15 protein-coding genes are annotated in these 14,305 nt (G+C 64.5%); 1 reads left to right on the top strand and 14 read right to left on the bottom strand.

The window, feature by feature from the left end; genetic code table 11:
* Positions 1 to 99: 99 nt before the first annotated feature.
* The 13 genes from KW843_RS10020 to KW843_RS09960 all read right to left on the bottom strand — a co-directional run bounded on the left by KW843_RS10020 (position 100) and on the right by KW843_RS09960 (position 10,132).
* Entirely contained in the window at positions 100 to 1,599 is a 1,500-nt protein-coding gene (locus tag KW843_RS10020) for a terminase large subunit (RefSeq protein WP_218294981.1), read from the bottom strand.
* Positions 1,596 to 2,054, bottom strand: coding sequence for a TerS protein (locus KW843_RS10015; protein WP_218294980.1), 459 nt, complete (start codon positions 2,052 to 2,054; stop codon positions 1,596 to 1,598). The genes KW843_RS10020 and KW843_RS10015 overlap by 4 nt, the downstream gene beginning before the upstream one ends.
* Positions 2,051 to 2,521: an HNH endonuclease signature motif containing protein gene (locus tag KW843_RS10010; RefSeq protein ID WP_218294979.1), complete on the bottom strand. Its 471-nt coding sequence runs from the start codon at positions 2,519 to 2,521 to the stop codon at positions 2,051 to 2,053. The genes KW843_RS10015 and KW843_RS10010 overlap by 4 nt, the downstream gene beginning before the upstream one ends.
* Positions 2,518 to 3,492, bottom strand: a complete 975-nt coding sequence (locus KW843_RS10005) for a phage portal protein (RefSeq protein ID WP_370628477.1) — start codon at positions 3,490 to 3,492, stop codon at positions 2,518 to 2,520. The genes KW843_RS10010 and KW843_RS10005 overlap by 4 nt, the downstream gene beginning before the upstream one ends.
* Positions 3,493 to 3,727: 235 nt before the next feature.
* Entirely contained in the window at positions 3,728 to 4,258 is a 531-nt protein-coding gene (locus KW843_RS10000) for an HK97 family phage prohead protease (RefSeq protein ID WP_218294978.1), read from the bottom strand.
* Between the two features lie 11 nt (positions 4,259 to 4,269).
* Entirely contained in the window at positions 4,270 to 5,502 is a 1,233-nt protein-coding gene (locus KW843_RS09995; RefSeq protein WP_218294977.1) for a phage major capsid protein, read from the bottom strand.
* 134 nt (positions 5,503 to 5,636) lie between these two features.
* Positions 5,637 to 5,957: a hypothetical protein gene (locus KW843_RS09990; protein WP_218294976.1), complete on the bottom strand. Its 321-nt coding sequence runs from the start codon at positions 5,955 to 5,957 to the stop codon at positions 5,637 to 5,639.
* Positions 5,954 to 7,213, bottom strand: coding sequence for an AAA family ATPase (locus KW843_RS09985; protein WP_218294975.1), 1,260 nt, complete (start codon positions 7,211 to 7,213; stop codon positions 5,954 to 5,956). The genes KW843_RS09990 and KW843_RS09985 overlap by 4 nt, the downstream gene beginning before the upstream one ends.
* Entirely contained in the window at positions 7,210 to 7,671 is a 462-nt protein-coding gene (locus KW843_RS09980) for a CHC2 zinc finger domain-containing protein (protein ID WP_218294974.1), read from the bottom strand. Before KW843_RS09980 ends, KW843_RS09985 begins: the two co-directional genes overlap by 4 nt.
* Positions 7,671 to 7,925, bottom strand: a complete 255-nt coding sequence (locus KW843_RS09975) for a hypothetical protein (protein WP_015014154.1) — start codon at positions 7,923 to 7,925, stop codon at positions 7,671 to 7,673. Before KW843_RS09975 ends, KW843_RS09980 begins: the two co-directional genes overlap by 1 nt.
* 107 nt (positions 7,926 to 8,032) lie before the next feature.
* Positions 8,033 to 8,713, bottom strand: coding sequence for a hypothetical protein (locus KW843_RS09970; protein ID WP_218294973.1), 681 nt, complete (start codon positions 8,711 to 8,713; stop codon positions 8,033 to 8,035).
* Positions 8,714 to 8,802: 89 nt separating this feature from the next.
* A complete protein-coding gene (locus KW843_RS09965) occupies positions 8,803 to 9,069 on the bottom strand; it encodes a hypothetical protein (RefSeq protein ID WP_218294972.1) in 267 nt (88 codons plus the stop codon).
* Positions 9,070 to 9,094: 25 nt separating this feature from the next.
* Entirely contained in the window at positions 9,095 to 10,132 is a 1,038-nt protein-coding gene (locus KW843_RS09960) for a site-specific integrase (protein ID WP_218294971.1), read from the bottom strand.
* 128 nt (positions 10,133 to 10,260) lie between these two features.
* Between KW843_RS09960 and dusA the strand changes: the two genes are divergently transcribed.
* Positions 10,261 to 11,334 carry a tRNA dihydrouridine(20/20a) synthase DusA gene (dusA, locus tag KW843_RS09955; RefSeq protein WP_370628476.1) on the top strand — a complete coding sequence of 358 codons (1,074 nt, stop codon included), beginning with the start codon at positions 10,261 to 10,263 and terminating at the stop codon, positions 11,332 to 11,334.
* 6 nt (positions 11,335 to 11,340) lie between these two features.
* On the opposite strand, the gene KW843_RS26920 is transcribed toward dusA, so the two are convergent.
* The gene (locus KW843_RS26920; RefSeq protein WP_218294969.1) at positions 11,341 to 14,148 is read right to left on the bottom strand and encodes an EAL domain-containing protein; all 2,808 of its coding nucleotides are present in this window, start codon (positions 14,146 to 14,148) and stop codon (positions 11,341 to 11,343) included.
* Positions 14,149 to 14,305: the final 157 nt, after the last annotated feature.

Below are 14,305 nucleotides of genomic sequence, written 5' to 3'. Positions count from 1 at the left end.
AAAGCCCACTCGCTGGCTGTCGGGGTTTTGCTGAAACGCGGCACTGTCCGACTGATCCGCGTCCGGGCTACGCCTTGCGGCCCCTCCCGGCTAGGGACATCACACGAACGTGAAGGCGTCAAACCCCACGAACTGCGCTTGCTCTGCTCTGGATGCCACGCCCATGGCCATCGCCAGGGCCTGCAATCCGTCAATCCGTCCTGTTGCCTTCGCCTTGTCCAGCTTTCTGGCGCCGGTCGGGTCTTTCGTCACCACGGCATTGGCGGCGCACATGGTCAGCACCGGGTGGCCGCCGTGGGCGATGCGCCCATTCAGCAGCTCGGCTTCCAGGGCATCCAGCGCGGGCGCCATGTCCTTGAAGCCCTGGCCCCACTCCACCAGGGGCAGATCGGCGCCGATCTTGTCCAGCTCCTTGCGCAGCAGCTCGATGCGCCATCGGTCATAGGCCACGGCCTGCACGTCCAGATCGGACAGCAGCGCGGCCATGTCCTGCGCGACGTGCTCATAGTCCACCGTGGCGCCGGGTGTGGTGTGCAGCAGGCCCTGGCGTGCCCACACGTCATAAGGGGCACGATCACGGCGCGCGCGGTCTGCCAGGCCGATTTCAGGCGTCCAGAAGTGCGGCACCACATGCCACACACCATCGACCTGGCCCACGATCACCAGGGCGGTAAGGTCGGTGCGGGCCGACAGGTCCAGGCCCGCGAACACCGGGCCGTCGAAGGGCAGCACGCGCGCTGCGCAGGACTTCCACACGTCCGGGCTGATGAAGGGGGAGACAGTCGAAACCCGTTGGTTCAGCAGCAGGTTGCGGGCGGTGTTCTCCATGCTCGGCATGCGCCGGGCCTGCGTCAGTTGCTCGCGCAGGTCGTCCAAGCTGCGGAACGTGCCCAGGGCGGGGTTTGCTGCCTTCCATGCGGCCTCATCCAGCAGGTCGCAGCCTGCGGGCGCTTCGTACACCTGGCAGACGATGCGTGGGTCTTTGCTGGCCCTGGCGTCGTCAATCCACTGGCTCAACAGGTCGGCATCGTTGGCAGCTTGGGTGCTGATGGCGATCAGCAGCGGCGCTTCGTGCGCGCCCTGGCTGGTGGTGATGGCGTCCACAAAGTCGGACTGCGGGCCACGCACTTGGCCGATTTCGTCCAGGATGGCCAGCACCGGGGACAGGCCGTGTGCCGTCTTGCCGTCCGCTGCAAGGGCCTTGTACTCGGTGTTCAGGGGCAGGCCCAGCAGGCGCTTGCCGCTCGGCACAATCCGCACAATGGGCGTCAGCTTGGGAGACAGCTGCACCATCTTGGCGGCCAGGTTGAACACCAGAGCGGCCTGGTCGCGGCTCATGGCGCCGGACACTAATTGGCTGTTTTGCTTCGCCTCGGGGCCCACCAGGTGCGCCAGCAGCAGGCCCGCGATCAGCCCGCTCTTGCCGTTCTTGCGGCTCACGCTCAGGATGGCGCGGCGCGTGCCTGCGGGGTTGTCGTAGATAGCCCGGATGAAGTCTTTCTGAAACTGGTCCAGCACCAGCGGCTGGCCCACCTGCGCGCCATCGGGCACCAGGCAATAGCGCTGGATGAACTCGATAACGCGGTCGGCTCTGGTCATACCGCGCGCAGCCTCGGGATCAGGTCGTCGCCTTCTTCCTGGCGGGCCTTGCGCTCCAGTTCCAGGGCCTTGGCGGCGTCCTCGGATTTGCCCACGGTGGCCTCGGCATGGACGTGCAGCACGCGGGTCAGCGCGACAGCACGGCGGGCCAGCGTCTCCACCACGGCGGCCAGGGGGTGCGGCTTGTCGCCCAGCAGGTAGCCAGCGGCCGCCAGGGTAGCGTGCAGGTCTTCAATGTCGGCCTGCGTCCTGGCCAGCGTTGCGGCGGTGGTCAGATCCACCTCGGTCCAGGTGTCGCGGGCGCGGGCCAGCATGATGGCGTTCCAGAATGGGCGATCACCAGGGCGCAAGGTGACGTGCGCAGGTGGCTCCAAGGGCCCCAGGGCTGCGGCTTGGGTGGCTGCGATGGCGGCTGCAGCGGAGTCGGAGCGCTTGCGGCGGGGCGTCACCTTCATGGCTCGTTTCCTCGGTTAGCGATTGCGTGAGGGGAACTGGTCGGTTCTGGGCTATCGGTTGCCCGTGATTTCTCATTCCATGGATGCGCCGGGTTGATGGGGTTGCCCTCGGCATCGCATCCCATGCGCGCCGGTCTGCCGTACATGTCGGCCATGGTCTTGATGCTGTGACAGGGCTTGCAGCAGCTCACCAGGTTCTCCCGGCTGTTGTCCGCTGGGTCGTTGTTCTTGTGGTCCACCTCAGTGGCAGGCGTGATGACACCGGGCGGGCAGTATTGGCACAGCGGCTGTTCTGCCAGCACTGAGCGGCGCAGCCGATACCAGGCTTCGGAGTTGAGGGGCAGCAGTCGCCCGTTGCCCTTCTTCGTCCAGCGCTTGGTGCGAATGTCCGCCATCTGCAAAGGCTTGCGCGGCAGGTCGTCCACCATCTTCAAGCCTCGTGCCTTCCAGGGGTCCAGCATCTTCACGCCATGGCCTCCTGTTGCTTGCTCGGGTATGGCAGCGGCGCCGGAGTGGAATCGGGTTCCACTGCCTTGGGCTGGTCGTCCAGGCCCTCAATGGCTGGCAGGTTCTCCAGCTTGCGGGCTTCGGACTTGAGCATCCATCCGTCTGCAATGCCTGAGCTATAGAACGCGGCGCGGTTGGCACTGTCACCACGCAACAAGCCCTCCACCTGATGCTCGGCAAAGTACATGCGGCGCCCTGCATCGGTCAGGCACTTGGCTGCAATGCCTTGCTCCCATGCCACCAGGTGGCGGCGTAGGGTTTGGGTCACGAACTGGCGGGCCATCTCCACGCTGTTGGAGTAGTTGCCATTCCTCAGATCACCGATGACCGTGGGCGGGCAGCGGAACAGGCGGGCCACTTCCTCCACGCTGAACTGGCGGGCGGCGATCCACTCGGCATCCTCCAGGGTCATGGACAGGGCCTGAAAGTCCACGCCTTCCTCCAGCACAGCAGTGCGGCCCGCGTTGCTGCCTCCAGCGTGTTGGCTGGCCCAGCTCTCGCGGATGTTGGTGCGCTGTTCGGGCTTGAGCTTGCCGGGGAACTTGAGCACGCCCAGCATCTTGGCGCCGTTGGTGAAGGTGTTCACCCCATGCTCACCCTCTGCAAGGGCCAGTTCCACCACACCACGGGCGGCAGCGATGGGCGAGATACCCAGCACGCCGTCATCGCCCAGGCGGTGGCGCAGGTGCAGCACCTCATGGGCCAGCAGGCGGTGAACAATGCCCTTGGTGTCGGTGTAGTCGTAGGCCAGCTTGTCGCCCACGCGCAGCACTGAGACACGATCCGGCGACAGCGGCCACAGCTCGCGCACCTGGCCATCCCAGCCGCGCACGATACGGGCAAAGGCGTTGCCGCGCAGCAGCACGGCGGCTTGCAAGTACTCGCGGAACTCCAGGGCGGTCTGCTCAGGGTTGGCCTGGTCGTGCAGCACCTTGTAAAGCGGGTGGTCTGCGGCGCGCTCCCGGTCTTCTTGAACAGGATCAGGGGCAGGCTGGCGGTCGTTTCGCTGATGGCCTGCACGCAGGCATAGACAGCGCTCACGCCTTGGGCGGTCTTGTCGTTCACCGGCCCATTGCGCAGGCTGGCGAAGTTGCTCCAGTACGGATCACCGCCGGAGACGCTGCGGCGCTCCAGGCCGATGGCAGACAGGGCGCGGGTGATGATGCTCATACGGTTTCCATCCATGCGCGGTTCAGGTCAACAAAGCCCTGTTGATGCGGGCGGCTGCGCATGGCTACCGTGGTGTCTTGATAGGCGGGGTCTGACGTGAGGGTGATTTCCACCAGATCCACGTCCAGCAGCTCGCGCACCAATTGCGCACCGCGTTGCTCCCAGCGGTCGCCACCGTCGCGCACCTTGAACCCGAAGGAACAACCGGCCACGTCGCCACGATCCACCAGGATGGCCAGATCACGCCCATGGCTGGTGTCAGGCAGGGCAAGGGTGAAAGCCAGTCCATGCGAGTCCTCCCTCAGTTGCAGCGTGCCGCCTCGGGTCGTGCCCAGCAGCGCGGTGCCGTCGTGGTGATACAGGGCGCGAATGTTGGAGCCCGTCGCCAGCGATTTGGCGAAGGCACCTTGCCGGATGACCTCTGAAAAGTCTCCCAGGACTGCCTCGGAATTGAACACGGCGGCATAGCCGGTCAATGTCTTGTTGCCGGTCGCCTTGAGCGTGCCGTGTCCGCGAAGCTCCAACATGTCGCAGCTCCTTAGATGGCCAGGTCGTCGGCCACCACGAACGCCTCGGGGTGTCGCACTGCGGCGTCCACCGTGGCCATGGCGCGGATCAGGACATTGCCCTTGCTGTAGGCGCCTTCGGCGTAGGGGTTCACCAGAATGTCCACCTCGGACCAGATACCCAGCATCACCTGGCTCCAGTCGCCAGCGATCACGCGGCCAGTGTTCGGGGTGCCGGTCTTTTCTGCGACTTGGTTGGAGAAGTACGCGGGCAGGTCGCCCACCTTGCCGCCCTCCAGGATGTAGCCCGCGATGCCTGCGGCCTTGAGGGTTCCGGCCAGCTTGGCTTTGGCCTTGGTGCTGGCCACGATGTTGGCGGCGCTGGCGTTCACGATGTCCAGCTTTTGCAGCATGGCCAGGACGTTCTGCCAGCTCAGGGTGGCGAGGCTGGCGGTCTGGATGCCGCTGGTGGACAGCACGCCCACCGGCTCATTCGTGCCGCCACCCTTAATCAAGGCGCTGTCGATGGCTTGGGCCAGCATGAAGGACAGGTCATCACGCACCAACTGCTCAATGTCGGGCGAGCTTTGCATGATGAGCTGGCGGGACTGTTCGGTGATGCCCCCCGCGTGCTTGGGGGCCAGGGTCACGCCGTCGAAACTCATATCGCCAGTGGGCAGTGCGGCGTTTTCAGCCACCCAGCCCACGGTGGTGCCGGTGCCGTGCTTGGGGATGCTCAGGTTGCCGGACAGGCCCGACAGCACGCGCACGCCCAGGCGGCGGGCCAGCAGCGAGTTGCGGAAGGGCTCGATGTACTGGTCTGCGCGGTGGATAGTGGGCACCAGTTCGGGCGCGGTGCTGGTGGTGTTCACTGCGCGCGACTCGATGGCCGACAGGGGAACAAACACGCCCTGCGCCTTGCGGCCTGTGCGGCGCTCGGTTTCCTGCGCGAACTCGGCAGCGGCGCCCGACAGGCTGCGGCCTTCCATCTGGGCGCGGATCACTTCCACCACGTTGACCTGGCGCTGTACTGCGGAGAAAGAGCGGTCGCCCACCGGATCACCCAGGGCGCGGCGTTCACAGTCTTCCATGAAGGTGGCGCGCTGTTCGTCGGCCTCCAAGCTGGTGATTTCCGCCTTGAACTTGTCGAAGGCCGATTGCTCGGCAGGGTTCAGGCTGCGCTTTTCCGTTTCGGCGGTGGCGAGGATGCGGCGGGCTTCGGCCACCTTGGCGGCGCGGGCTTCACGAATGGCTGCGAGTTGCATAGCGAGGGTCTTTCAAGATTGGCCCACGCTATCGGCGGGCGGGTTGCGATAGTATTAAAGCTATCACAAATTAGAATCGATAGCAAATATCTATCGAATGGACAAAGAAGAACCCGCACTTGGCGGGTTGGTGGTCAGGGCTTCGGGTACTGGCGCTGCAGGTGGTCCAGCAGGTCACCACGCTGGTGCGGTGGCACCTCCATGCACTGCCTGCGCCATTCCTCGGGGTCGTCTTTCCAATGGGCGGCGGCTCGCATGGCGGTGTCCAGCAGTTCGGTGGTGATGCGTGCCGATTCCAGAATGCACGCGATCAGCGCAGGCTTGTGGCCCAGGACGGCGGCGCGCTGCGCTTCTGTCAGCTTCCCAGCGGGCACCACGATGCCTGTTTTATCTGGCGTCACGTCGGGCTCAATGCCGCACTCGATCAGGTCGGCCAGGATGGCTTCGGGCGTCATAGAACCTCCGTCGCCGAAGACTCCAAGGCTCCCGAAGATTCCAAAGATTCCACGTTTCCAAAACTGGAGCCTTCGGAATCTTCGGCGGAATCTTGGGGCGAGATCATCGTGAAAGCCACTTCGGTGGCATTGCGAAGGCGCCACATCCACCCGCCTTTCATGCCGTCCTTCTTGCGCATGACGCCCACCTTTTTGGACGCGGCCCAAATTTGTTTCTTGGTGAAGCCTGCGGCCTTGAGTGGCTTTGCGGCCTCGTCGCAGCTTGTCCAAAGAACGCTATCCAGCTCGGAGCGAAGCATCTCCACCGCGTCGCTGGTGTCGTCCTGCGGTTCGTCGTCCGGGTCTGTCAGCAGCTCGCGTGCCGTGCCTTCTACCGCCTTACCCCACGCGATGTGCGAGGCATGAATGCTTGGCAGTGGTTCGGACTGTTCCAGGTGGTATTGGAACCCGCCATCGTCCGGGCCGATGTTGCTTTTGCTGCGGGCGAGGATGCGCGTGTCCTGGCCTTCTTCGTCGCCCTTCACCTTTGCCGCCACCATGACCACGCGGGCCACAGCAGTAAACGCCACGCTTCCCACCACACGCTGCGCCGGGTCGGTGCCCTGGCCACCTTTGGCAAAGTGGGTGATGCCCAGCACTGCGCAGTCGCACTTTGCAGCAAGATCAACCAGGGGTTGCAGTGCGCGGCGTACCTCGGTGTTCTTGTGGCTGTCGCCAGTAACGGCGCTCACCACAGGGTCGATCACCAGCAGACTGATGCCGCCGATTTGCTCGATGGCCTCCAGCAGTTGCCCCAGGTCGCGGGCGGGGTCGAATGGCACTACTTCACCGTCACGGCGTGCGCCCTCGATGAAGTAGCACCGGGCGCGATCAGCACCGGCAGCCATGAGTCGCGGCACCAGCGTATCGGCGGGGTCGTCTTCGCCGCTCCAGATCAGCACGTTGCCGGGTGCGCAGCGCGATCCGTCTGGCCAGCGTCCTCCGATGGTGATGGTTGCTGCCATGGCCAGCGCGATGGTGGTTTTGCCCTGTCCGGGTGCCCCAGCGAGGATATGCAGCTTCCCCATGGCAAGCCAGTATTGCCAAAGCCAGCGATATGGCTCTGGCATCAGGTCGCTGCCACAGGTCAGGATCACCTTGTCCAGCGGTGGCAAGCCAGAAATATCTGGCGAGTCCGGCAAATTCGGAAAGATGGGGCCACGTCGTTGGATGTCTGCGTCCAGCTGGGACACCGTTTTTTGGTAGTCGCGCTTCATGCAAACACCTCCACCAGGCGAGAGATGCGGCCCGATGCGGTCAGCACGCGACACAGATCCACCTGCGACAGCACCACGCCGTGCGCCACGTTCCCGGCGGCGATGGCCACTAGGTTGGCTTCCACTGCCAGCACCTCCAGCGCCTGGCGCGGCGAGAGCGGAGCGGGCTTGTGCTGGGTGGCGGGGCGTCCGTCATCAATCCAGGCGTCCAGGGCCTTGGCGGCCTCTACGAACTCCAGGCCATGCTGGGCCATGTGGTAGGCCAGCACATCGCCACCACGGGCACCACAGCCAGCCATGCACGCGAATGCACCGCTTTCTGTGTTGATCCGCATGGAATCACTGCCGCCGTGGAATTTGCACTCGGTGGTGCGCCACTTGCCGCGCCCGGTCAGCTTCAAGCCTTCGGACTCGTAGTAACCCACCGCGTCGGGGAGATTTCGGCGGTCGAACCCCATTACAGCGCCTCCTTTGCGGCCACGCTGTTGCGCTCACGGGTAATGCCCTCCAGGTACTTCGCCACCGCCTTGCGCGGGTACAGGTAGCGATTACCCAGCAGGATATAGGCAGGCCCCATGCCGCGTTTGCGCCACGCTTCAACCGTTTTCGGCGTAGCGGCTGCGAGCGCCTGAAAATCCTCCTCGATAAAACAGTCCAGGCGTTCGGCCATGTGGCGAACGCGCTCTGTCTCTTGAATGGCTGTAGCGGTCATTAACCCATCCTTTCCGGCTTATGCGCCAGTCGTTGCGATGGGTCGAATGTGCTTGGCAGGTAGCAAAATTGCACCGCAATTGCGGTTACTTCGCCGCAAGTGCGGTATTAGCCCCCAATACTCTTACGAGCCAGGGGGAACACCTTCTCTAGGTTTCTTGTGCTCACGCCATCAAAGTCTGTGTAACGCTGTTGATCTAGGAATGCCTTAACCGCCGCCTCATCAACCCCGTGGTGATTGAGGCACGCCAGCAGTGAACCGATGATGTTGTACAAGCTATTGCGCTCGCGCTCTCTGAGCGGCTTCTCTTGCGACTCCACAATTTTTTTCGTTGTCGAATCAGTGTGCGATTGCCCATTGATGTTAAGCAGATACTCTTTGTAGAGCCTTTCGACAACCTCTGAAATCTTAGTATCGTGCCCAACGCTTACCATAAATGCGTCAGCCATCTCCAACGGGATAATCCAGTCAAAATCTACGGGGCGTCTCGTCATCCTTAGTAGCGTTATTTGATGATATGGAGTTACAACACCTTTGCGCGCGGCCTCGTTAAGTTCAGCCAGCCAATGGAGAAACAATAGCTCTTCTTCTTCTTTTGAAATTGGTCGTGCGGGTATTCCAAAATACAGCAAAATCACAGCCAATATTTGCCATGCCGCTATTTGCTTCGCTTCGTAGACTGTTTCAATCCAAGTGTCGATTCCAATCCCGCGATACTCTCCGAACGGGGTTTTGATAATTGCCTGTCCGTGTACCGCATCTAATACCTTCGCATATAGCTTCTTCACAGCGTTCCCTCACGCTCCCTGAAAAGGTGCCAGCCCAGCCCGCCAGGGGAAGCGGGTTTTCGGGGATCAGCCTAGGGCTGGCGAATGGTTTAGGCCAGCGACTTGATAAGGGAGTGCTGCCGAGAAATAACGTAGGCTAAGCCTTGGGGGGCTTCGGAAAAAAGCCACTCCGGCTCATTGATGGCTATGTCGTGCCGCTTCATGGATTCGTGCAGCTCTCCATTCAAGCTGTCCCGATCCCGGATTTCGTCTATGAGGTCGCGCGCCTTGCTTATCCAAGCCACCAGATCAGACAGGGCGGCAGCCTCCAATGCAGCCGACTCGCGGTCGATAGGGGTTACAGTTTCGATAGCCATGGTGAAAGTCCTTCTTTCGTTGTGGTCAGACAGCCTCGGCGGTTCCATCGCCTTGGCTGTCGCCTTGTTGCCCTGCTTTGTCCGGTGCAGGGCTTGCCGGTTTCTTGATAGCGTCGTGCACGTCTTCGGGCTTGATGGCCGTGTACCGGCGCAGCATGGCCCAGGTCTTGTGCCCAGTGAGTAAGGCCACCTGCGGGATGCCCAGGCCCATGCGGAAGAACTGAGCGGCGGCGCGGTGGCGCAGGTCGTGAAAGTGCAAATCCTCGATACCCAGGGCGGTGCACGCCCGCGTGAACGATGCCGATATGCTGCGTTCGTCGTAGGGGAACAGGAACCCGGTTTCGCGCTCCTTGATGATGGGTTCCACGATGGCCCAGGCATCGGGCAGTAGTGGCACGGTCTGGTTGTTGCCGGTCTTGTTGCGTGGGTCCTTGCGGTCGCGGATCATCACCGTTTTGGCTTGTCGGTCCACATCCTCGATTTCCAGCCGGGTGATTTCGCCCTGGCGCATCCCCGTGGCCAGTGCGAACTGGCACACCGTCTGCATGGGGATTTGCTGGCGCGCCTTGGTCGCCCAATGGGCATAGATGCGGGCCAGCTCGTCGTCAGTCGGCTCCCGCTCACGCTCTTTGCCCCGGGTGCTCAATCCCCGGTGCGTGAGGCTGGCGCGGGCCTCCAATGCCAGGCGCTCGGGCAAGTCGAGTTGGCGCGCGTGCCTGCCCCACTTGAGCACTGCCGACAAATAGGACAAGTCGGCGGCGATGGTCACGCCCCCTGCCCCGTCGTCCTGGCGGCGGTCGATAAAGTCGCGCAGCACCACGGCATTCAGGTTGGACAGCTTCACCTTGCCCAGCTCGCGCTTGAGCATGGCGAGCGTGGCCTCTTTCGTCTTGCCGGGTAACTTGGTGCTGGCCTCGGTGTACTTTTCGATCAGGTCTGCCAGCGTGGCACCCTTGGGCACAGGGGCATATCCACCGGCGGCGATGTGGCTTGCCTGCGCTTCAATTTGGGTTGCCCAGTCCTTGGCTTCGCGCTTGGTGGCGAAGGTGGCAGCGCGGTACATGCCCGCCCTTCTTATCTGGGCGCGCCACTTGCCGGACGGTAACTGAGAAAATGTCGCCATGTGTGTGCAGTCGTGTGCATCGGTTGATGCCCAGATTCTGCACTTTTAAGGCCTCTCATGTGCACGCCGTGTGCACTTTATCTTGCACACAGCAAAAAACACCGGTTTCCACCTTGGAAAATATCGTTAAAAATCAATTACTTAGCCCATGGCGCATGAGCGTTGCGCCGATGATGGATTGGACCGACCGCCATTGCCGCTACTTTCACCGCCTGCTGACGCGCCAGACCTTGCTGTACACCGAAATGGTGAATGCGGGCGCGATCATCCACGGCGGCACCGAGCGCCACCTGCGCTTCAACACGGAAGAGCATCCCGTGGCCCTGCAGCTGGGCGGCAATGAACCCGACAAGCTGGCCCAGGCCGCGCGGCTGGGCGAGGAATGGGGCTATGACGAGATCAACCTGAACTGCGGCTGCCCCAGCGACCGGGTGCAGCGCGGCGCGTTTGGCGCCAGCCTGATGAAGGCGCCGCAGCTGGTGGCCGACTGCGTGAAGGCCATGAAGGACGTGGTGGCCGTGCCCGTGACGGTCAAGCACCGCATCGGCATCGACAAGCAGGAAGACTACGGCTTCGTGCGCGACTTCATCGGCACGGTGGCCGAGGCGGGCTGCACCGTGTTCATCGTGCACGCGCGCAACGCGTGGCTGCAGGGCCTGTCTCCGAAGGAGAACCGCGACATCCCGCCCCTGCGCTACGAGGTGGTGCACCAGCTCAAGGCCGAGTTCCCGCAGTTCACGATCGCCATCAATGGCGGTATCCAGGCCGACGAGGTGGTGCTGCAGCAGCTCGAACACCTCGACGGCGTGATGATCGGCCGCGAGGCGTACCACAACCCCTGGTGGATGGCGCGCTGGGATCAGCTCTACTACGGCAGTCAGGGTGGCACGCCCTGCCCCCTGACCCGCGAAGAGGTCGAGCTGGCCATGGTCGAATACATGGAGCGCGAGGCCGCACAGCATGGCACGCCCTGGCCCCACATCGCCCGCCACATGCTGGGCCTGCGCCACAGCCTGCCGGGCGCCCGCGTCTGGCGCCAGGTGTGGAGCAACCACCTGCTCAAGGACCGCCCCGCGCGGGAAGTGCATGCGCTCGCGATGCAGTCGTATGCGCCGTCCGCTGCCGCACAAGCGGTGGCATAGCGCGGTTCACGCCCGCGGCGCCTGTCTGGCCAGCCAGGTTTCCAGAGGCTCTGGCCTCCCGAACAGATAGCCCTGCAGGCAGTCGCACTGGCTGTCGGCCAGGAAGTCCGCCTGGGCGCGGGTTTCCACGCCCTCCGCCACCACACGCAGGCGCAGGTGGCGGGCCACGGAAATGATGGACTGCACGATGGCGGTGTCGTCCGGGTCGTCGGGCGTGTCCTGCACGAAGCTCCTGTCGATCTTGAGTTCGTACAGCGGCAGCCGCTTGAGGTAGGCCAGGCTGGAGTAGCCCGTGCCAAAGTCGTCGATGGAAAAGCGCACGCCCAGCCGCACGATCTCGGTCATGCGGGCAATGGTGTCGTCCAGGTTCTCGATGAGAAGGCTTTCCGTGACCTCCAGGATGAGGTTCGCCGGCAGGGCGCCGGTGCGGGCCAGCACATGGCGGATGCGCTCCACGAAATCGTCCTGGCGGAACTGCCGCTGGCTCACGTTGACCGACAGCGACAGGCTGTGCCCCGCCGCCTGCAGGCGTGCCAGGGTTTCGCAGGCCTGCTGGATCATCCAGTCCCCCATGCGCAGGATGAGCCCCGAACTTTCGGCGATGGGGATGAAGCGGCTGGGCGGCACGGCGCCGCGCTCGGGGTGGTCCCAGCGCATCAGCAACTCGCCGCCGACCACCGTCCCGGCCGCATCCACCTGGTTTTGCACGAAAGCGGCCAGCTGCCCTTCCGCGTGGGCCTGCTTGAGGTCCTGCTCCAGGGCCAGGCGCTCCTGCACGTCGGACTGCATCGCAGCCTCGTAAAAGCGGACGCGGTTGCGGCCCAGGTCCTTGGCGCGGTACATGGCCGTGTCGGCCTCGCGCAGCAGGTCCTCCACGCCCTCGTCCCGCTGGGGAAACAGCGTGATGCCGATGCTGCCGGTGCTGCTGTAAAGATGGGTGTCGATGGTGTAGGGAGCCTCCAGCGCCAGCCGCATCTCCTCGGCCATCTGCAGGGCGGCCCGGCCGGCGGATTCCATGTCGGAGGCCAGGTTGTGCACGAGCACCACGAACTCGTCCCCGCCCAGGCGCGCTACCGTATCCCCGGGGCGCAGCCGCTGCACGAGGCGGTCGGCCACCTGCATCAGCAAGGCATCGCCCAGCGTGTGGCCGCGCGCGTCGTTGATCTGCTTGAAGTTGTCCAGGTCGATGTAGAGCACCGCGCCGACCTGGGCCGCTTTGCGGGCACTGCGCAGCGCCTGTTCCATGCGGTCGAGCAGCATGCGCCGGTTGGGCAGGCCGGTGAGTCCGTCGAAGTAGGCGAGCTGATGGGTGCGCGCCTCGGCCAGCTTGCGTTCGGTGATGTCGCGCGACAAGGCGATGAACCGTGGCCCGGCGCCCGGCGCCGCGCTTTCCTTGCGCGCAATGGACAGCTCGAACCAGTGCGTGGTGCCATCGAGTTCCAGCCGGTACTGCTGGCCGGTGGAATAGCCGGTGCGGTGCGCCTCCTGCAGCGCGGCATGGCAGCCAGCGGCCGCCTCGGGGGGCACCACGTCCGTCACGAGCCGGCCAAGGAACATCTCGGGCGGCAGCGCCAGCAGCTCGGAGCGCGCCGACCGGTAGTGGTGGATGCGGCCGTCCAGCCCCAGTTCAAAGAGCAGGTCGGGAATCGCGTTGAGGGTGCTTTCCAGGTCGTCGCGCGTGGCCCGCAGCGCGGCCGTCATGTCCAGCGCCAGCGCCACCGCCCTCTCGCGCCCCGTGGCCAGCAGCCACGTGAACCACGCCAGCAGCAGGCTCAATGCCGTGCCCATCACGGCCACGGGCAGGTGGCTGTTGTCCTCGTGACGCAGCTCGAACGCGGGCAGTGGCGACATCTGCAAGGTCCAGCGCCGCCCGCCAAACTTCAGCTCCCGGGTGGCCTGAAGCCCTGGGGCTTCCGCGGCGGGGGCCTGCGCCGCGGGCTCGGTGTTGGTGAACAGGCGCGTGCCGGATGCCGTGGGGCCCGGCACCATGCCGTCGAGGATCTGAAACCCGATGTCCGAATCGAACTCCCTGGCCATGCCGCGGACCACATCGGCGATGCGAAAAGTGGCGCTGACCCAGCCCACCAGTCCCGCACGCCGGCCATCGCCAGACCGCATGTCGGCCACGGTATCGTGCAAAGGCAGGTACATCGCCAGGCTTGGCTCGCTGTCCGGGCGAAGCGCCAGCGGGCCGGACAGCGCCAATTCGCCCGTGAGGCGGGCCCTGTCGAGCGCATCCCTGGCGGCGGGAACCGTCAAGGTGTCGAAACCCAGGGTGTCGAGGTTGCCACCTTCCAGCGGCTCGACATGGGTGATGGGCGCGTAGAGGGGCCGCGCTCCTGCGGGCCGCACGCTGTAGCCCGGAAAACCGCGCGTGCGCATGTCGTGGGTGTGCGCTTCAAGGGCCGAGGCGGGCAACTGCAGGATGAGCGCGATGCCCTGCAGGCCGGGCCGGGTCTCCTGCAGCTGCAGCGCGCCCACATAGGCCTGAAACTCTTCACGGTCAATGCGCTCCGACCCTTCGAAGTACCCCTTGACCCCGCGCAGCACCACCTCGTACGTCGCGAGGCGGTCCGCCAGGTTGTAGGCGATGTGGTCAGCCGCCACCTGGAAATTCTGCTCGCGCTTGGCCCGCGCGCCGCGCTCCTCGCTCTGCCAGTACAAAAAGGTCAAACCGAGCATGAGTGCCGCGACCAGGGGTGGCAGCACCACGGCCAGCCACCGCTGGCTGGCGGCGCCGTCCAGGCGCGAAGCCTCGCGCACGCCATCAGCCGCCGCAGGCGGGCCCCCTGGGGGATGCGGCGGCCGGGTCATGGCTTTCCTGGCCTTGCCGGGAAGGGCGTGGGGGACGGCGGATGGGACAAGGCGTGCGGGTTCCCTTGGACAGGTGGGGACAGATCGGCACCATTATCGGCCCCGGCCCCCCGCGGCAAAGAGGCAGGGGCGTCCCCACGGGCTTTCCGTACATCCT

This window comes from Acidovorax sp. sif1233 (assembly GCF_019218755.1).
In the GTDB taxonomy this organism is placed as follows: Bacteria; Pseudomonadota; Gammaproteobacteria; order Burkholderiales; family Burkholderiaceae_C; genus Acidovorax.
This window is presented reverse-complemented; position numbering and strand designations above follow the sequence as displayed.